Origin of the sequence: Citricoccus sp. NPDC055426 (assembly GCF_040677445.1) — a bacterium.
Lineage (GTDB): Bacteria > Actinomycetota > Actinomycetes > Actinomycetales > Micrococcaceae > Citricoccus.
Genome location: NZ_JBFARZ010000001.1, coordinates 539,881 through 561,322 on the forward strand (window position 1 = coordinate 539,881; position 21,442 = coordinate 561,322).

The following is a 21,442-nucleotide window of genomic DNA, read 5'->3' on the forward strand; positions in this document are numbered from 1 at the left end:
CCGTCAGGCCGTCAGGCCGGCTGGTCCGCCCGGTAACTGGTGCGTGCCTTCTCCGTCAGCGGGGCCGGCTGGACGGTGACGCGGATCGGTACCTGCACGTGGTCCTCCACCTGGGCCTTCGAGGACGGGGTGTCCTCGCCCCAGAGCAGGGTCAGCTCGGTGCCGGGCTCCGCCAGGTCGGCATCGATGATGGCCAAGGACAGGATGGCGCGTTCATTGGCCGAGTACCCGGTCCAGGTCGAGAAGCCTGCCGCCCGGCCGTCCTGTTCGACCCGGTCGAAGTGGAACGTGTCATACAGGGCCATCGGGAGGTTGATGAACTTGGCCCCGGGGCCCGGATGGAACATGGAACCGTAGGCCTTCGCGGTGTCCTCCCCGTTCCACACCAGCGTGACCTTCTTCCTGCGCGTGGTGGTGCCCGCCTGCTCCATGGCCTGGAGGGCTTCCTTTCCGATGAAGTCGTGGTCGAACTTCACGATCCGCCCGTAGTCGAGTTCATAGGGCGTGACGTAGTAGTCCGCGATGTCCTGTGAGTGGAATGAGCCACCGAGTGGGGCGGTGGCCTCATAGGACTTCTCGCTCAGCCATTCCCGGTAGCCCTTGAGCTCGTCCCCCGAGTAGATGGCCGGCAGGGGGCGAGGCAGCCAGCCCGATTCCAGGGCGTTGGTGTGGTAAGCGCGGCCGCCCACCTGCGTCAGACCGAACTGCTGGCCCGCCTCGAGGAGGGCGGCGTGCACGGTCTGGTTGTCCTCCCAGGGGCCCCACAGCTCCAGTCCCGGCTCCCCGGCCATGCCGTGCCGGAGGGCGCGGACCTCCTTGCCGGCGATCGTCAGGCGGGTCATGTGGAAGAACTTCAGCGTCGGGGGTTCCTGCCCCGTCGCGGCCCGGATCACGTCCATGGCGCCCGGCCCCTGGACCTGGTACCGGTACAGCCGCGGATCGCCCTTGCGGTACAGCGAGTTGTCATCGCGCCAGATCTCGACGTCGTAGCCACCGGTCTCAGCGTGATACTGCAGCCAGTTGATCGAGGGTGGGATGCCCACCGCCTGGTACTCGTCCTCCTCGAGGTGGAACAGGACGTTGTCCCCGATCACGTGACCGGAGGGGCTGACCGCCACGTACTGCTTGGCCATCTCGACCGGGAAGTTCGCCACCGAGTTGATCGCGGTGTCGCTGATGAGCTTCAGTGCGTCCGGGCCTTTGATGTTCAGGTCCGCCATGTGGTGGGACTGGTCGTAGAGGACGGCGGTGCGGCGCCAGGCCAGCTGCTCGTCCCGCCAGTTGGTGAACTCCGGGACCACATGGGGAACGACGGCGGGCGGAGACTGCGACTCCCACAGCAGGTTGACGGCGTCGCCGGCCTGGTTAATGGCGTCTTCGAGATGCTTGACCATGATTCTCTTCATTCCTCGTCGCGGGTCGGGGCAGATCCTTCTCCTGTCAGTGTGGTGAGCGACATATCCTCTGTAAAGTCTCATTTGAGGCCAATCATCCGAAGGAGAAGTGCGTTATGGAGCTCGAGGCGACGCTCGGGGCCGGGCCGCAGCTGACCCTCCGTCAGCTCGAGCTGTTCCTGGCCGCCGTCGAGTACAGCTCGTTCACCGCGGCGGCGCAACACGCCTACGTGACGCCGAACGCCGTCTCCCTCGCGGTCAGCGAGTTGGAACGGGTTCTGGGGGTCACCCTGCTCGTGCGGCACCGCGCCCGGGGCGTGACCACCACGCCGGCCGGGATCCAGCTGGCCGAGGGCGCCCGGGCGCTCCTGCGACAGGCGGCCGACCTGCAGCTGACGGTCGGGGACGGCGGCGAGAGCCTGTCCGGGCCGGTGGCACTGGGCTGTTACTCGACGCTGGCGCCCACGGTGGTGCCGGAGTTGTGGGAGCGGCTGGCGGAGCGGCACCCGGAGATCGAGTTGACCGTCACGGAGGGGACCACCGACCATCTCGTGGGACAGCTCCACGAGGGCAGGCTGGACTGCATTATCGCCTATGAGGTGGCGCTGCCGCTGGGCCTGGCCGTCCGCCGGCTGTACGGCGCGCGGCCCTCCGTGGCGCTGCCGGCGTCCCATCGGCTCGCCGGCCAGGCCGCGGTGGACCTGGCGGAGCTGGACGGCGAGCCACTCATCCTCTTCGACCTCCCACCCAGCGGTCAGAACACGCTGCAGCTGCTGCGCGGCCGCGGTCTCCGGCCTCGGGTGGCGCACCGCACCACCAACTTCGAGCTCGTGTATTCACTGGTGGGCCGCGGCATGGGGTTCGCCGTGCAATACCAGCACCCGGGCGTGGACGTGAGCCGGGAGGGGCGCCGCCTGGCCTTCCGGCCGATCACCCCGCAGCCGGAGTCGGAGCCCGTCATGGTGGCCTGGCCGGAGAGGCTTCCCCTCACCTCGAGGGCGGCGGCGGTGGTCCGGCTGGCCCAGGACTGCCTGCCGGTGGATGAGCGGGTCCGTTGAAGTCGTGGTTCAGTCCCAGGCAGAACCGGGCGGGACGAATTCCCCGGTGCGGACGCCCTCCGGATCCAGCCGCCAGCCCACCCGCTTGGGTATGTTCGCGATGATCACGCTCTCGTGGATCTCCAGGTGGGACAGCTTCCGTGAGGCGGCCTGTTCCACGGTCATGATGTCCGCGGCGGAGCGCAACCACATCATGAAGGTGAAGTTCGTCCGGCCCGTCGTGGAGGCGCACAGCCTCAGGGCCCCCAACGAGGACAGGGCGGTGGCCGCCGCATCGTGGTCGGCGGCCGGCAGTCTCGCGAACCACTGGCAGACCACGGGATAGCCTGCCGCACGGTGGGAGACCTCGCAACGGAAGGACAGCGAGCGGTTGGCCAGGACCTTCTGCAGCCGACGGCGGGCAGTCGCCGGGTGCAGGCCGGTCTGCTCGGCAATCTGGGCTGCCGTCGTCCGGGCGTCGCGCCCCAGGGCCCGGACGATCGGCCCGTAGGACGGTGGCGCCGCGACGTATCGGGCGAAGTTCTCCGGTGGCGGGCCTGCGGCGGCATGGAGGGCGGCCTGCTGCTCGGGGGAGAGCGCGTCGAGATGCCAGTCTCCACCGCTGCCGTGCAGTCGGGTGCAGAAGGCCGTCTCGTAACGGACCAGGCCGGGGATTCGGTCCAGCTGCGGGTAGACCGAGGCGGTGAGCGCTGCGGGACTGGGTGCGATGACGGTGAGCATCAAGTCCCGGTCCCGGTGGCATTCCTCGATCGTGAAGACGTCGGGGATGGCCGAGATCGCCTCCGCCACCTCCCGGCGCTGCCCGGGCAGGCACTGCACGTCATGGAAGGACAGCGCCATCTGGTCCGGGTGGCCCACCGGGTGCGCCGTGGTCCAGGACAGGCCCTCCTGGTTCAGGTGGCGCCACCGGGCCGCCAGCGAGGTGGCATGCACCCCCAAGACCTCTCCGAGCACCGACCAGGGCAGCCGGGGACCGAGTTGCAGGGCGTGGACCAGTTGCAGGTCCTCCTCGCTCAGCAGGCGCGCTGTGTGCAGCAACTCTGTCATACGACCTCCTGATGCAGATATTCAGGGATTTGACGCGCAGTGATGCACGACACACCACAATGGTACTCACGCCGTGCACCACATCATTCCGGGCCGGAGCGCACGTCGCGCTCAGCCCCGGACCCAGCAGGGAGGCTCCCATGATCCCCACCACCGCAGCGACGACCATATCGGCCACCGCGGCGGCTCCCACGAGCCCTGTCCTGTCGCTGGCAAACTCCCCGGTCCTGTGGATCTGCGTCCTGGGCGTGTTCCTGGTGATCGTGGTGCAGTCTGTCATCTACATGAAGGCGGCCCGCAGGGCGGCCCCGGCCGCGGGTCTGACAACCGGAGAGCTGCGGACCTCATTCCGCACCGGTGCGATCGCCGCCATCGGACCCTCGCTGGCTGTCGTGCTCGTCGCCATCGCCCTGCTGGCCCTCTTCGGTGCGCCGGCCACCATGGTGCGCATCGGATTGATCGGCTCGGTGTCCTTCGAGACGGCGGCTGCCAGCATCGCCGCCGGAACGACCGGCGCTGAACTCGGCGGACCGAGCTACACGCCGGAGGTCTTCGCCGTCGTCTTCTTCGCCATGAGCCTGGGCGGTGCGATGTGGATGCTCGCCACCCTGGTCCTCACGCCGCTGCTGCAGCGGGGCGGCCATCGACTGCAGAAGGTCAACCCCGCGCTGATGACCGTGGTCCCGGCCGCGGCCCTGCTCGGGGCGTTCATCTCCCTCGGGCTGGCGGAGGTGCCCAAGAGTCCCGTCCACCTGATCACGTTGCTCACCTCGGCGGCCGTGATGGGGCTCTGCCTCGTCCTGGCCCGGGTCCCCGGCCTGTGCTGGTTGCGGGAGTGGGGCCTGGGCATCGCCATCCTCATTGGACTCACGACGGCCTACCTGGCCCACTCCGCCGGCCTCGGCCCGGCCGGCTGAGACAGCCTGCCCCCCGCCACCCCGGTTCCGTCCCGCTGACACCCCCTTGCTGACACCCCCTTCAGGAGACTCTCATGACCGCCACCCTGACCGAGTCGCCCACCACAGCCACCATGGGCGAGTTCGAGCGCACCACCAACCGGTGGGGCCGGGCGACGATGATCGTCGGGCTCATCTTCTCCCTGGCCGGTCCGCTCTACCTCGTCTTCTTCGCAGACCTCGGGGTGACGGCCACTCAGCTGTTCACCGCTTTCGGCGCCGTGGCCGGAACCTTCTTCGTCATCTGGCTCGTCGAACCGCTGACCTACTTCCCCATCCTCGGTTCGGCCTCCATGTACCAGGCCTTCATGATCGGCAACATCTCCAACAAGCTGTTGCCCGCCGCGCTCATCGCGCAATCCCGCATCGGCGCCAGGCCCGGCACCCCGCGGGGCAGCCTGGCAGCGGTGATGGCGATCTGCGGGGCCGCCGCCGTCCACCTCGTGTCCCTGCTGGTGTTCGTCGGCCTGCTCGGCACCTGGCTCATCAGCGTGATCCCACCGGACGTCACCGAGGTGGTCCGCGTCTACGTGTTGCCCTCGGTCATGGGCGCCGTGGTGGTGCAGGCGATCGTCAGCCTCCGTCAGGTGCGGGCCACCGTGGTGGCGTTCACCGTGGCCGTACTCGTACAGTTCGTCCTGGTTCCCCTCGTCCCAGCCATGGCCATGGTGGCCACCGCGATCTGCGTGATCGTCACGCTCGTGATCGGCTGGTACGTCCGCAAGCGTGAGTCCTCCGAGCCCGTCACCACAGAGGCCACTGCAGAGCCCGACACCACGCCACCCGCCTGAGCCCACCCGCCTGAACCGGCACCGCCGGAACCCCCGCCCACCCCGAAAGGCCTACCCGTGACCGAGAACCCTGTCTACCCCGAGCTCCCCGCCGACCTGCGCGAGCGCATGCTCGGCCTCTACCAACACCTCCATGCGCACCCCGAGCTGTCCATGCAGGAGCATGCCACGGCGCAGTACCTCGAGACGCACTTGGACACCTTGGGCATCGAGCACTTCCGCTGCGGCGGCACCGGGGTGGTGGGCGTGCTGCGCAACGGGGACGGGCCCGTCGTCGCGTTCCGGGCGGACACGGACGGGTTGCCGATCGAGGAGGACTCCGCGGTCGGCTACCGCTCCACGGCGCGCGGCACCCTGGAGGACGGCACCGAGGTGCCCGTGATGCACGGTTGCGGCCATGACACTCACGTCGCCGCACTGATGACGGCTGCCGAGGTCCTGGCCGCAGACCGGGAGAACTGGTCCGGCACGCTCGTCCTGATCTTCCAGCCGGGGGAGGAGACCGCGGCCGGAGCCCGGGCCATGGTGGAGGACGGGCTGTGGGAGAAGGCTCCGCGCCCGGAGGTCGTCTTCGGCCAGCACGTCATGCCGGGACTGGCGGGGACGGTGGAGGTGGTCAGCGGGCCGGCCATGGCCTACGCGGACTCCTGGAAGGTCACGCTGCACGGCGAACAGTCCCATGGCTCCCAGCCCCAGGACTCCATCGACCCCATCGTGCTCGGGGCGCACATCATCACCCGGCTCCAAGGCATCGTCTCCCGGGAGATCGGACCCCGCCGGGCCGCCGTCGTGACCGTGGGCACCTTCCACGCGGGCCTGAAGGAGAACATCATCCCGGCCACCGCGGAGTTCACGCTCAACGTGCGCACCATGGAGGACGACGTCCGCGAGAGCGTCCTGGGCGCCATCCGGCGCATCATCTCCGCCGAGGCGGCCGCCTCCGGCGCGCCCGAGCCCGAGATCGAGGAGCTCTACCGCTTCCCGCGGAACCTCAACGACCCGGCGGCGACGGCGGTGCTCACCGAGGTGCTGCGCGGCGCTCTGGGTGCCGAGAACGTGCTGGCCGGCGAGCCCAAGATGGGTTCCGAGGACTTCGGCACCCTGCCCGGTGCGCTCGGCGTGCCCTCCGTGTTCTGGTTCTTCGGCGGCTTCGACGCGGCCACCGTGGAGTCCGGCACCATGCCGGTCAACCACTCGCCGCGCTTCGTGCCCGTGCCGGAACCCACCCTCTGGACGGCCGCGACGGCGGCGCTCGCCGCACTGCGCTCCCGGCTCGGATCCTGACCCCTCCCCGTTCCAACTGGAGGTCGACTCCGGCCCATTGACCCACCGGTCACCGAAGAGAATGGGCCGGATCTGACCTACAGTTCCAGGTCGAAGACTCGGGTGGCGATGCCCTCGAAGAACTCGAACCTCTCCGTATCCGTCATCGGCAGGTTGTCCTGGAGTTGAACCTCGGACGGCTCGTACTGGTAGGGGTAGTCCATCGCGTACATCACGCGGTCGGCGCCCATCATCTTCCGGACGAACATGATCTCGTCCTCCCAGGGCATGCCGCTGGTGGTGATCCAGACGTTGCGGCGGATGTATTCGGAGGGCTTGAGCGGCAGCGGCTTCACATGTGGATAGCGGCCGGTGGCCACCTGCTTGCCGTACATGTAGTCGATCCGGTTCAGCCAGAACGGCACGGCCTCGCCGAGGTGACCGACCACGAGCTTCAGGTTCGGGAAGCGCTCGAACACCCCGGAGACCACCAGCCGCATCAGGTGCAGGCCGGTCTCCACTCCGAAGCCGTACATCGAACCGTCCAGGCCTCTCTCGTGCAGGGGTTTGAACAGACCTGCCGAAGGGGCGTTCGGGTGGAGGTAGACCGGTACCCCGAGGGATGCGGCGGCCTCGTAGAACGGCAGGAACTCGGGGGCGTCCGTGTAGCGGTCCCTCACGTGGGAGTTCAGGATCGCGCCCTTGAGGCCAAGTTCGTTGACGGCCCGTGAGAGCTCGGCGGCGCCGGCGTCGGGCGCCGTGAAGGGCACGGCGGCCAGTCCGGAGAACCGGTCAGGGCGCTTGCGGACGATCTGTCCCAGATGGTCGTTCGCCACGCGGGCGAGGTCCGTGGCCTGGGCGGCGGCCAGGGGGTTGGTCCCCGGTGCGGTCAGGGCCAAAATCTGATGGTCGACGCCGGCCGCGTCCATCTCCTGCAGGCGCACCCCCTCGGTGTCCACCATGCGCTCGCGGATGAACCGTGGGCGGTCCCCGTCGCCGAGGGCGTAGTAGCCCATCAGGCTCATGAAGCCGGGATCGTCCTCGGGGTGCTCCCCCAGGATCTGACGGAACAGGTCGAACATCTCCGGCGGCGCCCAGGCCTCCTCGGTGGCGATGCGTCGGTAGGCGCGGGGGGCTGCAACGGGGTTGGTCATCTTCGGGGTCCTTGGTTCTCTCGGAGTGTTCGGGGTGCGTTTGTCGGAGCGGCCGGGGGCGTGCTCGGCCGCCTGCGGAGGTCAGGAGGCCGCGGGGGTGACGATGTCCTCCACGGTGATCTCCTCGTCCATGAGCCCGTAGCGGACCATGCGCTCGTTGAGGAACTGCAGGGTCTCCTCATCCACGGTGGCGTTCCAGACGGGCAGGTGGATCTGGCCGGCCAGGTCGGGCTCGATCGTGGTCACCTCGGGCAGAGCCTCGCGGAACGCGTCCGGGTCATCGGCGATGGCTTGGCCGGTGGCGTCGATGCCCCGCTGGAACGCCTCCACCACCTCTGGGCTCTCGGCGGCGTAGTCCTCGGAGGTCATGTAGGTGCCCACCATCATGTCCGCCCGAGACTCGGCGTACGGGCTGGCCACCTCCACGGCACCCTGGTCCAGGGCCATGGTGACGAAGGGCTCGATCAGCAGGGCGCCGTCCACCTGGCCGTTGGCGACCGCCGGCAGCATGTCGGAGAAGCCCATCTCGGCGAACTTGACTTGGTTGCGGTCCGCCCCGGCGTCCTCCATCAGCGTCATGATGACCACGTCGTTGATGTTCTCCAACGTGTTGACCGCGATGGTGGCCCCCTCGAGGTCGGAGACGTCCTCGATCCCGCTGGAGTCGGAGGCCACGATGCGGGCGAAGTCCTCGGCGGGATCGGCCACGGTGCGGGTGCCCGCCGCCACGATGGTGATGGGCAGGCCCTTGCTGGCGGCCAGGATGGCGCTGACCGTGTTGGACCCGGCGAACTGCGTCTCGCCGTTCACCAGTGCGGGCACGGCTGCGGCTCCGCCGATGCTGACGTCCACGGTGACGTCCAGGCCTTCGGCCTCGAAGTAACCCTCGTTCACCCCGTACTGCAGGAAGGCCGAGGGCATCCCCGCGGTGTCCGCCACGCGGACCGCCGTGGTGCCCGTGGTGGCCTCGGCGGTGCCGATGTCCTCCGACGGTGTGCCGTCCTGTGGGCCGGAGGTGGTGCCGCCTCCACAGGAGGTCAGCAGCAGCGGGGCGGCCAGCAGGGGTGCCAGCCAGCGGGTCCGTCCGGCGCTCCACAAGCTGTTCCGCGTGGTGCTCCTCGGGGTGGTCCTCATGGCGATCTCCTGTGCAGTGGGGATAGGGATGGAAAGGTGATGTCTTCCCCAGAGCGTAGGATGCGAGTTCAGCAGACGGAACAGTTTTCGAGAGTGTTCTGCTGTGCCGAACGTTGAATGTCAAGAAGGAGCTGCAGGATGGCGGAGATCCGATCCGTGGTGCATGCCCTGACGGTGGTGGACCAGGTCATGGCCGCCGGCGGGGTCCGGGTGCGGGAGGTGGCCGCGGACCTCGGGATCGCGCCGTCCAGTGCTCACCGCCTGCTGAGCACGCTGGCCTCGCGGGACTATGTGGTCCAGGATCCCCACAGCCGCGTGTACCGACCCGGGGCAAGGCTCCTCGGGCTGACCGGCGGGACGGTGGGCACCCGGGAGATCCGCCACGCGGCCCACCGGCCCATGGAGATCGTGGCGGCGGCCACGGGGGAGTCCATCTCCCTGTCCGTCCTCGTCCGCGCGGAGGTCGAGTTCGTGGACGGCATCGAGTCCGGTCACATCCTCCGGGCCTCGCCGCGGATCGGCGCCCGGCTGCCGGCCTACAGCACGGCGGGCGGCCGGGTGCTGCTGGCCGCTCTGGATCCCGAGGACGTCTCCGGCATGTTCGGCGGCCGCCTGAAGAAGCTCACGGACCGTACCGTGGACACAGTGCCGGAGCTCGCGGGGATGCTGGCTAGAATCCGTCAGGCCGGCTATGCGGTGTCCCGGGGGGAGAGCACCGAGGGGATTTCCGCCGTCGCGGTGCCCATCCGCCTGGCCGACGGCCGGGCGGTCGCCGGGCTGGCCGTCGTCGCCCCCACCGACCGGCTCCCGGACACGGGGCTGTCGGTGGTCATCGAGCACCTGCTGCGGGCGGCCCGGGACACCGCGGCGGCCCTGACGCGCACGACCGGCCACGGGAACGGACACGGGGACGAGGAGCAGCATGACTGAGCGGACACCCGGACAGGGACCGGCCACCCCGCGGGCCGGCACTGCACTGCTGACCGTGCTGCTCATCGCCATGGGCGTCGGGCCGCTGCTGAACTACGGGCTCTCGGCCACCTCCGACCTGCTGATCCGGGAGATCGGGGTCTCCGCCGGCCAGTTCGGCCTGCTCGTCACGGTGCTGTTCGTCAGCGCCGCGGTCTCCTCCATGGTGATCGGCCGGCTGGCGGACGTGCTCAGCATCCGCAGCCAGCTGATCTTCAACTACGGCGGCACGATGGTGGCGCTGCTGGTGTCCGCGATCGGCCCGGCGTACTGGACCCTCATTCTGGCCTGCATCATCGTGGGTCCGGCCCAGGTCATCGCCAACCCCACCACCAACCGCGTCATCTACTCCGCCGTTCCCGCCGCGAAGCGGTCCGGGTGGATCGGGGTCAAACAGTCCGGCGTCCAGGCCAGCCAGCTGGTGGCCGGTCTCCTGTTCCCCGCCGCCGCGCTGTGGGCCGGCTGGACGGGGGCGGCCGTGTCCGCCGCAGTCCTGGTGCTGGCCCTGCTGTGGTGGTCGTTGCGCCACATCCCCCCGGAGGAGCCGACCGACTGGGCGGCGGTCCGCCGGGTCCTGGCAGACCGGTTCCGCCGCCGTGGTGTCTCCACGGCGTCCCTGCCGCTGCAGGTCTGGCTGTTCGCCGCCGTCGCCTTCTTCTCCGGCATGGGCACCCAGGCCACCAACGTCTACCTGCCCCTGTTCGCCGTGCGGGACCACGGCTACAGTCTGCTGATCGGCGGGCTGGCGGCCGGGCTCTCCGGGGTGGTGGGCGTGGCCAGCCGCATCTACTGGGGCCGCGCACTGGGGGCGGGGCGGCGGCCGGGGACCCTACTGGTGCTGATCTCCCTGGGCGCCCTGATGGGCATGGTCTGCATGGCTGCCTCCTCGGTGTGGGACCTGCCTGCCCTGTTTTGGGCCGGCGTGGTGCTCCACGGGCTGACGGTGCTCGGCACCAACGTGGTGGTCAACGCCGGGACCATGCAGACCGTGGATGCCACCCGCATCGGTGCCGCCACCGGCACCACCACCATGGGCATGTATGCCGGGTTCGCGGTCGGGCCGGTCGGGATGGGCGCCGTGGTGGAACTCACCGGCGGGTTCGTCCTCGGCTGGGTCCTGGTCGGGGTGGCTTACGCCGTGCTGCTGGTCCTCGCGGTGGCCATGGTCCGGACCGGACGGCGTCCGGCCCGCTGAGCGTGGTCCGGGCCACGGCGCGCGGCGGGTAGCGCGCCTACCATCAGAGCATGGAACTTCCCGACGCCGGCTCCCTCCCTCCCGTCCGCCGCACCCCACGCTCGGTGCCGGACGGCCCCCTCGGGGCGTGGGCGGCGCTGCTGGTGGTCCCGGCCGTGTGGCTCGGGCTGGTCATCGGCATCTCGCTGATCGAGGCGCCGCTGAAGTTCACGGCGCCGGGCATCACCATCCCGCTCGGGCTGGGCATCGGTCGCCGGGTGTTCATGGCCATGAACCTGGTGGAGGTGGTGCTGGCCGTGATGCTGCTGGCGGCCCTCTGGCGGAGTCTGGGCCGGCCGCGCCGGAGCCGGCTGTGGCTGCTGGGCTGGGCGTCCGCCGCCGTGCTCGTGGTCAAGATGGCCGTGATCAAGCCCTTCCTGAACCAGCGGACGGACGCGGTGCTGGCCGGCGACTTCGAGGGCGGCTCCGGCACGCACTACGTCTACATCGCGGCCGAGGCGGTGCTGATCGTGATCCTCGTGCTGCTACTGGTGGCCGCGGCCCGGGCGGTGCTGGGCCCGGCGGCCGTGGGCCAGCCAGTACACCCCCGTGGTCATGAGCACGAAGCCGGCCAGCCCCAGGTACATGCCGGAGAATCCGGTGACCGGCAGCAGGGAGCCCAACAGGATGGGCCCCAGGCCGATGCCCACGTCCAGCATGAGGAAATACGTGGAGGTGGCCACCCCGATCTGGAACGGCGGCACCACGGTGGCGGCCACGGACTGCAGTGACGTCAGCAGTGCGCCGAAGCCGAAGGCGCACAGGACGGCCGCGATGAGCAGTCCCGGCACGGCCGGCCAGAGGGCCAGCACCGCCATCGCCACCGCCAGACAGGCCAACAGCGGGAAGACCACCGCGTTGTCCCCGTACCGATCATGGGCCGGCCCCACGATGAACCGGGAGAGCACCAGCACCACGGCGTAGACCACGAAGAACAGGCTGGCCGAGGTGGGGCTGATGCCCTGTTCCTGGGCATAGCCGTTGAGGAAGGCCAACACGCCAGAGTAGGCCAGCCCGGACAGCAGGATGACCAGGGAGACGGGTACAGCGGGCCGGGAGAGTATCCGGAGCAACGAGAACCCCGGGTGGGATCCGTCCTCCGGGCGGGGCGCCGCCGGCAGGTGGACCAGGGCGGCGGAGACGAGGCCGATGCCGGAGACCACGGTGCACAGGATGAACAGTGAGTCGAAGCCGAAACGGTCCGTCAGCTGGAAGGCGAGCAGGGGCCCCAGGGCCGTGGCCACCGTGGTAGAGGTGCCGAACCAGCCGGTGCCCTCACTGCGGCGTTGCGGTGGGATCATTCCCTGGACGGCGGTGGCCACCACCGTGCTGGCCGCGCCGAAGGTCACCCCGTGCAGCACGCGGACCGCGATCAGCATCCCGAGGCTGTCCACCGTCAGGTACAGCGCCGAGGCCACCAGGAACAGCGCCATGGACACCAGCAGGGTCCGGCGGCGTCCGATGAACTCCATGGCCTGTCCCGTGAAGAGCCGGGCGAGCACGGAGCCGAGGACGAAGCCGCTGACCGCCAGCCCGGACATCACCTCCGAGGCCTGGAACTCGTTGACGGCGTACAGTGCCATGGCCGTGACCAGCAGGTAGAACACCAGGGCCTGGAACAGGTTGGTCAGCGAGACCAGGATGAAGTTCCGGCTCCACAATCGAGTGGGAGGCTGCGGTGTGTTGGCTGCAGGGGACACGGAGGGGACCGGCTTTCTGGGCAGTACGCGGAGCAAGCGCCCGGGCGAGTCTAGCCCCCGTTCGCACGGCGGTGCGGGGGAAGTCCGCGGGATACGCTGGTGCTCATGGCACAACGCGGCGAGCTGACCTGGCTCTGGATCATGATCGCCGCCGCCGTCCTCACCCAGACCGCCCTGAACCTGCTGCGCCCGGTCACGAGCTACAAGCTGTTGGTCCTGGGAGCCGGCGAGACCTGGGTGGGACTGGCCACCGCCGCCTATGCCATCCTTCCGCTGGTCTTCGCCATGGCCCTGGGCCGCGTGACGGGGAGGCGGCCCACCCTGCGCGGCATGATCGCGTTCGGTGGCGCGGTCATGGGCCTCGGCGGCCTCGGGCTGGCCCTCGGCGGCAACATCGCCGTCATCATGGTGTCCTCGGCCGTGCTCGGCATGGGCCACCTGGTCTTCACGATCGCCGGTCAGACGGTCATCGGCCGGCGGACCTCACCGGCCACCATGGATGCCGCGTTCGGGTGGTTCACGGCCGCCTTCTCCGTCGGTCAGATGCTCGGCCCGCTGATCTCCGGGTTCATCCTGGGCAACGTCACCCTGGGGGAGGCCTCGCACAGTGCGGCCTTCGCCGGCCGGATCGACGCGGCCCTCTGGCTGGGTGCGGCATGCTCCCTGCTGGCGGTGCCCGTGATGTACCTGATGAGGGCCGACGGCGGCCGGCGGTCCCGCGCGCACCCGCCGGCACCCGGCGTGGCACCGGAGGTCGGCGCCGGGCCGGGCGGCGAGACGGCCGCAGCCGGGGCCGGGCCGGCGTCGGGCTCCGGTGCGGGTGCGGAGAAGCCGACCATGCTGCGGATCTGGCGCGTGCCGGGGATCCCCTCCCACATGATGGCCTCCCTGGCCCTGCTGGCGGTGCTGGACATCCTGACGGCCTTCCTGCCGCTCGTCGGCGAATCCGCTGGGGTGGCGCCGGTCTGGGTGGGTGTCCTGCTGGCGGTGCGCGGCGGGGCCTCGTTCGTGTCCCGCATCGTGCTGCCGTGGATGTCCCGGAGGTGGTCCCGTCACTCGCTGGTGCTGGTGTCCCTGCTGGCCACCGCGGTGGCGGTGGGGTTCGTGCCGCCGGTGCTCGAGGCGTGGGGCGCCTCCTGGTTCGCGCTGACCCTGATGGCCGTGGGCGGCTTCGCCCTCGGGATCGGCCAGCCGCTGACCATGTCTCTTGTCTCCCAGGCCGTGCCGGTCGCGTGGCGCGGCCCGGCGCTGGCGGTCCGCCTGGTCGGCAACCGCGTGGGGCAGGTCGTGATGCCCGTGGTGGCCGGACTCGTGGCGGCACCCCTCGGTCCCGCCGGCGGCATCTGGTGCGCCTGCCTCATCCTGGCGGCCTCCGGCACCGAACGGCTGGTGTCCGGGCGCCGGACCTAGCCGGACTGGCCGGACCCAGCTGTATCGGCCGGAGCGGGCGGTTCAGCGGCCGCCGTCGTCGCTGTCCGGGTCCTCGTCGTCCTCGAGGCCGTCCCATTCCGAGTCCTCGTCCAGGATGTCCTCGCCGTCGACCGCTTCGGGCCTGCCCTCCTGGTAATCCGGGATGCCGTTGTTGTCCTCGTCCCCGTCCAGCAGGAACGTGTCCCGGCGCAACGGGTCTATGGCGTCCAGGGTGTCCGGGTCATCGGAGGAGCCGACGTCCGTGGTGCCGTCCCGGCCGTCGGCCGGCTGCTCCAGGTCGTTCTCCGGTTCCTCGATGAATTGCTGTTCCAGTTCGTCCTCGTACCGGCTCAACCTGAACCTCCTCGATGTCGGGCGGCCCACGGGCGGGCGGTCCGTCCCAGCGACCGCATCGTCCGGCCAGCCTAGTGCCGGCGGCCCGCGCGGGGTAGGGCGGCTGCGGCGAGGCCGATGAGCACCAGCATCAGGACCCCCATGCCGGCGAACAGCCAGATGGAGGACCCGGTGACCGCAGTGGCCCGTTCCGGGGCCGCCACCGGGGTGCTGCCGCCGTCCGCATCCTGCGGGGCCGTACCGTCCTGCTCGCCGGCACCACCCTCCGGGAAGCTCCCGCCGCCGGGGCGTGAGGCCATCCCGGCGGAGATGCCCTGGATGAGGGTGCGGGCGTCCTCGACGGCCTGCAGCGAACACGAGACCGTGGTCTCCCGGGGCAGGTCGCCCAGGCGCTGGGCCGTGGTGGAGGTCTCGGGCGCGGTCCCGGAGGGGGCGTTCCCCTCCGGCGACGCCGGGCCGCTGCCCGGCCCGCCTCCGGATCCGGAGGCGCTGGCGCCCGGGGTGCCGGGGACCGACTCGGAGCCGCCGTGACCGTTGGCGCCGTTGCTGTCTCCGTCACCGCCGCCGGCGCCACCGGCTCCGTTGTCACCACCGTTGCCACCGCTGCCGCCGCCGGGCGGCGTCTGCGGGGGAGCGGTGGAGGACGGGGCCGGCGTCGGCTCAGCGGAGGGGGCGGGCCCGGAGGTCGGCTCCTGGCTGGGAGCCGGGGTGGTGCTGGTGGGCGAGGGGGCCGGCGTCGTGGGATCTGGCGTCGGCGGGTCCGTGGGCGTGGGCGCCGGCGGGGTGGTGGGGCCGGGGCTGGTGGGGGCCGGTGTGGGGGTGGGCGTGGGGTCCGGCTGTGCCTCCACCCGGATCGACAGGTCACAGACGGCCGTCCCGCCCTGACCGTCGTCTGCGGTGACGGCGATGAAGTCCTGGCCGGAGAAACTCGGCGGAGCCGTATAGGTCAGGGTGTGGCCCGTGATCGAGGTCTCGGCCCCCCAGGAGGAGCCCGCCGCCGTCAGGGTGACCCGGTCGCCGTCGGGATCCGAGACCTGGAAGCCGATCAACTCCGGGGTACCGGCCTGGACGAGGACCCCGGGGCACTGGAGGAACTCGGGCGGGGCGTTGCCGCTGGGGCTCGGGGAGGGAGAGGGGGCCACGGGTTGCGTGGGGGAGGGAGATTCGCTGGGGCTGGGCGGGGTGCTCGCCACGGCCGGGCCGGCCAGGCCGGTCAGCAGGACCAGGACCCCAGAGGCCACGGCCAAACGACGGCCGAGGTCCGCGCGGGCATGGTGCGGGTGGGAAAGGTCAGCAGCGTGCCCTGCCTTGGTGGTCATGCTCAGCCCCCCTGATGGCGCTTGACCCCGTGTTGCCCGCTCCGTCCAGCGGAACGGGCAACACCGGCTATCTGTGATCATACCGTGATGTTGCAGGATGTCCAGATCACGGCTTGATCACAATGCGGGGCTGGTCAGGCGGCGCGCTCCTCCGGGACGGAGACCAGGGTGGGGTCGTCCGTGACGATGTGCCCGATGGCGGCGTCGACGGCCCCCAGGGTGGCGTCATCCAGGGTGAGGTCCAGGGCCTTCACGTTCTCGGCGATCTGCTCCGGCCGGGAGGCTCCCACGATGGCACCGGCGACGTTCGGGTGGGCGAGGACCCACGCGATGGCGAGCTGGCCCATGGTGGCGCCGAGCCCCTCGGCGATGGGGCGCAGCTTCTGCACGGCGGTGAGCACGTCATCGGACATCCGGTGGGCCATGGTGCGGGCGCCGCCCTCGGTGTCCGCGCCCCTGGAGCCCTCCGGGGGCTGCTGGCCGGGCAGGTACTTGCCGGTGAGGATGCCGCCGGCCATGGGGGACCAGACGATCTGGGAGAGTCCGAGGTCCTCGCACGCCGGGATGACCTCGGGTTCGATGACCCGCCACAGCATGGAGTACTGCGGCTGGCTCGAGATGAGCTGGAAGCCCAGCTGGGAGGCCATGGCGTGGGCTTCCCGGATCTTGTCCGCCGGCCACTCGGAGACCCCGATGTACAGGGCCTTGCCGGCGCGGACGACGTCCGCGAAGGCCTGCATGGTCTCCTCCAGGGGCGTCTCCACGTCATAGCGGTGGGCCTGGTAGAGGTCCACGTAGTCCATCTTCAGCCGCTGCAGGGAGCCGTTGATGGACTCCATGATGTGCTTGCGGGAGAGCCCGGTGTCATTGTGGCCCCTGGGACCGGTGGGCCAGTAGACCTTGGTGAAGACCTCGAGGGACTCGCGGCGCTGACCCTGCAGGGCCTCGCCGAGGACGGACTCGGCCTTGGTGTTCGCGTAGACATCCGCCGTGTCGAAGCTCGTGATGCCCTGGTCCAGGGCCTCCTTCACGCAGGCGTGCGCCGTCTCGTTCTCGACCTGGGAGCCGTGGGTGAGCCAATTGCCGTAGATGATCTCGGAGATCTTGAGTCCGCTGTTGCCGAGGTATCGAAATTTCATGGATTCACCCTAGTCGGACTCGGTGCGCCGCCGGAGCTGGTCCAGCTGCCGGCGCTCCCGCTTGGTCGGGCGTCCGGCCCCGCGGTCCCGGCGCGGCACGGCCATCAGCTCCCGGGGCACGGGCTCGGGGGAGTGGTCGATGTAGTGGCGGACGGCCTCCGGGGCGCCGACGCGTTTGGCCAGCAGACCGGTGACCTCGAGGATGCGCTCCCGGCCGGGCTGGCGCAGCCGGATGGTGTCCCCGGGGCGCACCGCCTGTGAGGCCTTGGTGGGCTGCCCGTTCAGCCGGACGTGCCCGGCCCGGCAGGCGGCGGTGGCCGCCGAGCGTGTCTTGTACATGCGCACGCCCCAGAGCCAGGCGTCCAGGCGGACCTGGGCGGGGGCGCTGGGCTGTGGCATGCCTGTGGAGTCTACCGGGGCTACTGGTCCGGCTACTGGTTGCCCTCCGCGGTGCGCAGGTTGCGGAACGCGGAGCGGTGGAACACGATCGGCTCGTGCTCGGAGGAGTGGTCATGCACGCCGTGGACCTCGAGCAGGACCATGGTGTGGTCACCGGCCGGCAGCTCGGCGTAGACGGTGGTGTCCAGCCACAGGGCGGCACCGTTCAGGAGCAGGGCGCCGTGGTCCGTGGCGCGGACGTCCAGCCCGGCGAAGCGGTCGCCCTCCTTGGAGGCCAGCTGGCGGCACACACTGGTCTGGCCCTCGCCGAGGATGGAGATCCCGATGCGTTCCGCCTGCTTCAGCCGCGGCCAGGTCCGGGAGGTGTTCTGCACCGCGACCGACACCAGGGCCGGCTCGAGGGAGACCCCGACGGTGAACGACGAGGCCACGAGCCCCTCCTTGACACCGTGGGCCACGCCGGCCAGGGCCGCCACGCCGGAGGGGAAGTGGGAGAAGGCGGCGCGCAGGGTCTCGGTGGACAGCTCGCGGTCGAGGTCACGGTCCAGGGCGGCGGTCGGGTGCAGTTCGTGGGTAGCCAGAGCGGTCATGTTCGGTCCTCCGTTCGACGGCGGATCTGCCCCGCGGCGCCCGCGGAGAGTACTCCGAACGGCACCGGCAGAAACGCGGTACTTGCCTGCCGGCGCATCCGGTAGGCCGAATCCTCACCTGGAGCACCCCACTACTGCGTGAAGAGGGTTGCCGTCCCGCAAGCCAGGGCTGTAACAGCGGGAACTCGTGATTCTGTGTCCAGAGTAACGAGGCCCGGCTGGGACGGTCAAAGGTTTTTCCGAACTGTGAACCCCCGTGACCTGCTTCAGCGGAAGCGGAGGGAGACGGCCTCGCCGTGGGCGGGCAGGCCCTCCGCCGTGGACAGGGCGGAGATGTTGGCGTCCAGGTCCTTCAGGCCGGTCTCCGTGTAGCGGATCAGCTGCTGCAGGCGCAGGAAGCTCACGGTGTTCAGCCCGGAGGAGTACCGGGCGGAGCCGCCGGTGGGGAGCACGTGGTTGGAGCCGGAGGAGTAGTCGCCCAGCGGCACCGGGGAGTACGGGCCCACGAACACGGCGCCGGCGTTGCTCACCCGGCGGGCCGTGGCCAGCGCGTCCACGGTGTGCACCTCGAGGTGCTCGGCGGCATAGGCGTCCGCCACGGCCAGCGCCTCGTCCAGGGTGTCCACCAGCAGGATCCCGGACTGGGGGCCGCCCAGGGCCTGGCGGATCTGCTCCTCGTGGAAGGAGCCGGGCACCTGTGCCTCGACCTGCTCCGCCACGTCCCGGGCCAGCTCGGGGGAGGTGGTGATCAGCACGGAGCCGGCCATCGGATCGTGCTCCGCCTGGCTGATCAGGTCCGCGGCCACCCAGCGGGCGTCGGCCGTGCCGTCGGCCAGGACCGCGATCTCGGTGGGCCCGGCCTCGGCGTCGATGCCGATGGTCCCGAGCAGGGCGCGCTTGGCGGCCGCCACGAAGATGTTGCCCGGCCCCGTGACCATGTCCACGGGGGCACACAGCCGCGCGCCGGCGTCGTCCGCCACGCCGTAGGCGAACATGGCCACCGCCTGGGCGCCGCCCGCGGCGTAGACCTCGTCCACGCCGAGCAGGGCGCAGGCGGCCAGGATCACGGGGTGCGGCAGGCCGCCGAAGTCCTTCTGCGGCGGGGACGCGACGGCCAGGGAGGGCACCCCCGCGGCCTGGGCCGGGACCACGTTCATCACCACGGAGGAGGGGTAGACGGCGCGGCCGCCGGGCACGTACAGGCCCACCCGGTTCACCGGGACCCAGCGGTTCTCCACCACGGCGCCCTCGGCGAGCTCCACCTCGGACCCGGGCGGGAACTGGGCCGCGTGGACGGCGCGGGCGCGGCTGATGGACTCCTCGAGGGAGGCACGGACGGCCGGGTCCAGGGTCTCGAGCGCCTCGGCGATCCGGTCGGCCGGGACCCGCAGGGACGGGGGCCGGACGCCGTCGAACTGCTCGCCCAGCTCCAGCACGGCGGAGGCGCCCTCGGTCCGGACCCGCTCGAGGATCGGCAGCACCTTCGGCACGGCGGCGGCCACGTCCACCTCCGCGCGGGGCAGCACGGTGGCCGGATCGTAGTCGCGGCCGCGCAGGTCCGTGGTGGCAAGCAGGGCAGGCATGGGTGGGGCTCCTGGGAGGCAGGGGGTTCGGCAGGTTCAGCGTCCATTCTCCACCTGTTCAGGATCGTCCAAGTGCGGGATGACAGACTGGGAACCATGCTCAGTCTGTCCCCCCTCTCCGAGATGCCCGCCGTCCTGACCTCCGCGGGGGGTGTGGCGGAGGCGGCCGCCGAGCCCGCCGGAACCTCCGGCCCGTCCCCCGAGAACGTCCCGGACAGCGTCCGGGAGGGCGCCGAGGGCGCGGTGGACTCGCTCGGCCCGTTCTGGGGAATCCTCTCCACGGTGGCGATCGCGGTGGCGATCGCGGTCGCCGTGGTGGTGGTCGGCTGGTTGCTGCTGAACACCGTGCTGCGCCGCAAGCCCGGGATGCGCAGTCAGGTCGCCAAGTGCCGCATCCCGATCCTCGCCGCGGCCGTGCTGCTGGCGGCCCGGATCGCCCTGGGCCTGACCGCCTCCGGCTACCCCTGGTTCAACGGTGTGAACTTCCTGCTGATGGCCGGGATCGTCGGCTCGCTCGCCTGGCTGGCCTTGCGGATCGTGCAGATCGTGGAGGAGCGGCTGCTCGGCAGGTACGCCTCGGAGGGCGTGGACGACCGTCGTGACCGCAAGATCCGCACCCAGACCGTGCTGCTGCGCCGCGTGATCCAGGCCGCGATCATCGTGATCGCCGTGTCCGTCATCCTGCTGACCATCCCCCAGGTCCGCGCCGTCGGCGCCGGGCTGCTGGCCTCGGCCGGCGTGATCTCCGTGGTGGCCGGCCTCGCGGTGCAGTCCACCCTGACCAACGTCTTCGCCGGGATCCAGCTGGCCTTCACGGACGCGATCCGCGTGGGTGACGTGGTGATCGCGGACGGGGTCTACGGGACCATCGAGGACATCACCCTGTCCTACGTGGTGGTCAAGATCTGGGACGGCCGCCGGGTGATCTACCCCTCCAGCCACTTCACCACCACCCCGTTCGAGAACTGGACGCGCACCGGCTCCGCCCTGTCCGGGACCGTGGAGATCGACGTGGACTGGAGGGCCCCGGTGGACGCCACCCGCGAGCGCCTCAAGGCCCTGCTCGAATCCACCGAGCTGTGGGACGGCAAGGACAGCTCCATCCAGATCAGTGAGGCCCTGAACGGCACCATGAAGCTGTGGGTGGCGGTCTCCGCCCGCAACGCCGGCGACCTGTGGGACCTGCGCTGCCTGGTGCGCGAGGACCTCGTCACCTTCCTGCGTAGCGAGCACCCCGAGGCCATCTACGCCCAGCGCTTCGCCGAGGCGCCGGCCCTCGCGCCCGTCGGCGTGGACTCCGGGGCGTCCGGGGAAGCGGCTGGTGGTGCCGCGGACGGCTCGGCCTCGGCCGGCGCCGCCGGCACGGCCGGCTCCGCGCCGGATCAGGGGCACGACGCCGGCCCGGCCGGTTCCGCGTCCGGCACCGGTTCTGGGGCCGGTACCGGTACCGGCACCGGCATGGGGCAGCAGCCCCGCACCCCCACCAGCCCGCTGCCGTGGGTCGAGGCGGGGGCCGAGGCAGGTCAGGACCGTCAGCCCGCCGACACCGGGACCACGGCGGCCGTCACGGGCTCCACCCCGTTGACCAGGTCCAGCGACGACTCCTCCGTGTTCACCGGCTCCATCAGCGCGGTGGAACGCAACCGCGAGTTCGCCGGCCCGGGCGAGGCCGCCTTCGCCGAGCGCAAGGAGAAGGCCGCCCAGGCTGAGGGAACCGAGGGGACTGACGCGGACGAGGAGACCACCGGGCGCAAGGGCCCGGACGAGGGGCCCGACGGCGGCCCCGCAGGCCCCGGCTCCGACTGACCCACCCCGGCGTTTTGAGGGCAATCCCACGGCACCCCGGCGTTTTGAGCGCAATCCTCACGCCAACCTGGCGCTTTGGGGGCAATCCTCAGGAGTGGGATTGCCCTCAAAGCGGGATTGCCCTCAAAGTGAAGGGGCCGGG

The 21,442-nt window shown here is 70.7% G+C and carries 19 protein-coding genes and 1 riboswitch; of the genes, 8 read left to right on the plus strand and 11 right to left on the minus strand.

What is annotated here, in order from left to right:
• Positions 1-11 precede the first annotated feature (11 nt).
• Entirely contained in the window at positions 12-1,394 is a 1,383-nt protein-coding gene (locus tag AB0K08_RS02460) for an aminomethyl transferase family protein (protein ID WP_363351301.1), read from the minus strand.
• Positions 1,395-1,510: 116 nt separating this feature from the next.
• On the opposite strand from AB0K08_RS02460, the gene AB0K08_RS02465 reads away from it, so the two are divergent.
• On the plus strand, positions 1,511-2,452 hold the full coding sequence (locus AB0K08_RS02465; RefSeq protein ID WP_363351303.1) for a LysR substrate-binding domain-containing protein: 942 nt from the start codon (positions 1,511-1,513) through the stop codon (positions 2,450-2,452).
• Between the two features lie 9 nt (positions 2,453-2,461).
• Here the strand turns inward: AB0K08_RS02465 and AB0K08_RS02470 are convergent, their stop codons facing one another.
• Complete coding sequence (locus tag AB0K08_RS02470; RefSeq protein WP_363351305.1) at positions 2,462-3,499, minus strand: AsnC family transcriptional regulator; 1,038 nt, start codon at positions 3,497-3,499, stop codon at positions 2,462-2,464.
• 140 nt (positions 3,500-3,639) lie between these two features.
• Between AB0K08_RS02470 and AB0K08_RS02475 the strand changes: the two genes are divergently transcribed.
• The 3 genes from AB0K08_RS02475 (at position 3,640) to AB0K08_RS02485 (ending at position 6,530) form a co-directional block, all read left to right on the plus strand.
• Positions 3,640-4,416, plus strand: a complete 777-nt coding sequence (locus AB0K08_RS02475) for a DUF5058 family protein (RefSeq protein WP_363351307.1) — start codon at positions 3,640-3,642, stop codon at positions 4,414-4,416.
• Between the two features lie 74 nt (positions 4,417-4,490).
• On the plus strand, positions 4,491-5,246 hold the full coding sequence (locus AB0K08_RS02480) for a hypothetical protein (RefSeq protein WP_363351309.1): 756 nt from the start codon (positions 4,491-4,493) through the stop codon (positions 5,244-5,246).
• Between the two features lie 108 nt (positions 5,247-5,354).
• Positions 5,355-6,530, plus strand: coding sequence for an amidohydrolase (locus AB0K08_RS02485; protein WP_363351848.1), 1,176 nt, complete (start codon positions 5,355-5,357; stop codon positions 6,528-6,530).
• Positions 6,531-6,607: 77 nt separating this feature from the next.
• Here the strand turns inward: AB0K08_RS02485 and AB0K08_RS02490 are convergent, their stop codons facing one another.
• A complete protein-coding gene (locus tag AB0K08_RS02490) occupies positions 6,608-7,663 on the minus strand; it encodes an amidohydrolase family protein (protein WP_363351311.1) in 1,056 nt (351 codons plus the stop codon).
• Positions 7,664-7,744: 81 nt separating this feature from the next.
• Positions 7,745-8,797, minus strand: coding sequence for an ABC transporter substrate-binding protein (locus AB0K08_RS02495; protein WP_363351313.1), 1,053 nt, complete (start codon positions 8,795-8,797; stop codon positions 7,745-7,747).
• Between the two features lie 138 nt (positions 8,798-8,935).
• Here AB0K08_RS02495 and AB0K08_RS02500 point away from each other — a divergent pair, with 138 nt between their 5' ends.
• Positions 8,936-9,727, plus strand: a complete 792-nt coding sequence (locus tag AB0K08_RS02500; RefSeq protein ID WP_363351315.1) for an IclR family transcriptional regulator — start codon at positions 8,936-8,938, stop codon at positions 9,725-9,727.
• The gene (locus tag AB0K08_RS02505) at positions 9,720-10,961 is read left to right on the plus strand and encodes an MFS transporter (protein WP_363351317.1); all 1,242 of its coding nucleotides are present in this window, start codon (positions 9,720-9,722) and stop codon (positions 10,959-10,961) included. Before AB0K08_RS02500 ends, AB0K08_RS02505 begins: the two co-directional genes overlap by 8 nt.
• Before the next feature lie 524 nt (positions 10,962-11,485).
• On the opposite strand, the gene AB0K08_RS02510 is transcribed toward AB0K08_RS02505, so the two are convergent.
• A complete protein-coding gene (locus AB0K08_RS02510) occupies positions 11,486-12,700 on the minus strand; it encodes an MFS transporter (RefSeq protein ID WP_363351319.1) in 1,215 nt (404 codons plus the stop codon).
• A gap of 105 nt (positions 12,701-12,805) precedes the next feature.
• On the opposite strand from AB0K08_RS02510, the gene AB0K08_RS02515 reads away from it, so the two are divergent.
• Positions 12,806-14,110 carry an MFS transporter gene (locus tag AB0K08_RS02515; RefSeq protein WP_363351321.1) on the plus strand — a complete coding sequence of 435 codons (1,305 nt, stop codon included), beginning with the start codon at positions 12,806-12,808 and terminating at the stop codon, positions 14,108-14,110.
• Positions 14,111-14,152: 42 nt separating this feature from the next.
• Here AB0K08_RS02515 and AB0K08_RS02520 read toward each other — a convergent pair whose 3' ends face one another.
• The 6 genes from AB0K08_RS02520 to hisD all read right to left on the minus strand — a co-directional run bounded on the left by AB0K08_RS02520 (position 14,153) and on the right by hisD (position 19,494).
• Positions 14,153-14,464 (minus strand): hypothetical protein, encoded by a 312-nt coding sequence (locus tag AB0K08_RS02520; protein WP_363351323.1) that lies wholly within the window; start codon positions 14,462-14,464, stop codon positions 14,153-14,155.
• A gap of 71 nt (positions 14,465-14,535) precedes the next feature.
• Positions 14,536-15,783, minus strand: coding sequence for an Ig-like domain-containing protein (locus AB0K08_RS02525; RefSeq protein ID WP_363351325.1), 1,248 nt, complete (start codon positions 15,781-15,783; stop codon positions 14,536-14,538).
• A 134-nt stretch (positions 15,784-15,917) separates the two neighbouring features.
• Positions 15,918-16,922, minus strand: a complete 1,005-nt coding sequence (locus tag AB0K08_RS02530) for an aldo/keto reductase family protein (RefSeq protein WP_363351327.1) — start codon at positions 16,920-16,922, stop codon at positions 15,918-15,920.
• Positions 16,923-16,931: 9 nt separating this feature from the next.
• On the minus strand, positions 16,932-17,321 hold the full coding sequence (locus tag AB0K08_RS02535; protein ID WP_363351329.1) for an RNA-binding S4 domain-containing protein: 390 nt from the start codon (positions 17,319-17,321) through the stop codon (positions 16,932-16,934).
• 32 nt (positions 17,322-17,353) lie between these two features.
• Positions 17,354-17,911 (minus strand): flavin reductase family protein, encoded by a 558-nt coding sequence (locus AB0K08_RS02540; protein ID WP_363351331.1) that lies wholly within the window; start codon positions 17,909-17,911, stop codon positions 17,354-17,356.
• A gap of 73 nt (positions 17,912-17,984) precedes the next feature.
• Positions 17,985-18,104, minus strand: a riboswitch (SAM riboswitch).
• Between the two features lie 73 nt (positions 18,105-18,177).
• The gene (gene hisD, locus AB0K08_RS02545; protein WP_363351333.1) at positions 18,178-19,494 is read right to left on the minus strand and encodes a histidinol dehydrogenase; all 1,317 of its coding nucleotides are present in this window, start codon (positions 19,492-19,494) and stop codon (positions 18,178-18,180) included.
• A gap of 96 nt (positions 19,495-19,590) precedes the next feature.
• Here hisD and AB0K08_RS02550 point away from each other — a divergent pair, with 96 nt between their 5' ends.
• On the plus strand, positions 19,591-21,300 hold the full coding sequence (locus AB0K08_RS02550; RefSeq protein ID WP_363351335.1) for a mechanosensitive ion channel family protein: 1,710 nt from the start codon (positions 19,591-19,593) through the stop codon (positions 21,298-21,300).
• The last annotated feature ends 142 nt before the right edge of the window (positions 21,301-21,442 follow it).

Excerpts from the sequence above, each read along its gene's own strand:
- AB0K08_RS02460 (WP_363351301.1), bottom strand. The coding sequence starts at position 1,394 with ATGGTCAAGCATCTCGAAGACGCCATTAACCAGGCCGGCGACGCCGTC.
- AB0K08_RS02465 (WP_363351303.1), top strand. The coding sequence starts at position 1,511 with ATGGAGCTCGAGGCGACGCTCGGGGCCGGGCCGCAGCTGACCCTCCGT.
- AB0K08_RS02470 (WP_363351305.1), bottom strand. The coding sequence starts at position 3,499 with ATGACAGAGTTGCTGCACACAGCGCGCCTGCTGAGCGAGGAGGACCTG.
- AB0K08_RS02475 (WP_363351307.1), top strand. The coding sequence starts at position 3,640 with ATGATCCCCACCACCGCAGCGACGACCATATCGGCCACCGCGGCGGCT.
- AB0K08_RS02480 (WP_363351309.1), top strand. The coding sequence starts at position 4,491 with ATGACCGCCACCCTGACCGAGTCGCCCACCACAGCCACCATGGGCGAG.
- AB0K08_RS02485 (WP_363351848.1), top strand. The coding sequence starts at position 5,355 with ATGCTCGGCCTCTACCAACACCTCCATGCGCACCCCGAGCTGTCCATG.
- AB0K08_RS02490 (WP_363351311.1), bottom strand. The coding sequence starts at position 7,663 with ATGACCAACCCCGTTGCAGCCCCCCGCGCCTACCGACGCATCGCCACC.
- AB0K08_RS02495 (WP_363351313.1), bottom strand. The coding sequence starts at position 8,797 with ATGAGGACCACCCCGAGGAGCACCACGCGGAACAGCTTGTGGAGCGCC.
- AB0K08_RS02500 (WP_363351315.1), top strand. The coding sequence starts at position 8,936 with ATGGCGGAGATCCGATCCGTGGTGCATGCCCTGACGGTGGTGGACCAG.
- AB0K08_RS02505 (WP_363351317.1), top strand. The coding sequence starts at position 9,720 with ATGACTGAGCGGACACCCGGACAGGGACCGGCCACCCCGCGGGCCGGC.
- AB0K08_RS02515 (WP_363351321.1), top strand. The coding sequence starts at position 12,806 with ATGGCACAACGCGGCGAGCTGACCTGGCTCTGGATCATGATCGCCGCC.
- AB0K08_RS02525 (WP_363351325.1), bottom strand. The coding sequence starts at position 15,783 with ATGACCACCAAGGCAGGGCACGCTGCTGACCTTTCCCACCCGCACCAT.
- AB0K08_RS02530 (WP_363351327.1), bottom strand. The coding sequence starts at position 16,922 with ATGAAATTTCGATACCTCGGCAACAGCGGACTCAAGATCTCCGAGATC.
- AB0K08_RS02535 (WP_363351329.1), bottom strand. The coding sequence starts at position 17,321 with ATGCCACAGCCCAGCGCCCCCGCCCAGGTCCGCCTGGACGCCTGGCTC.
- AB0K08_RS02540 (WP_363351331.1), bottom strand. The coding sequence starts at position 17,911 with ATGACCGCTCTGGCTACCCACGAACTGCACCCGACCGCCGCCCTGGAC.
- hisD (WP_363351333.1), bottom strand. The coding sequence starts at position 19,494 with ATGCCTGCCCTGCTTGCCACCACGGACCTGCGCGGCCGCGACTACGAT.
- AB0K08_RS02550 (WP_363351335.1), top strand. The coding sequence starts at position 19,591 with ATGCTCAGTCTGTCCCCCCTCTCCGAGATGCCCGCCGTCCTGACCTCC.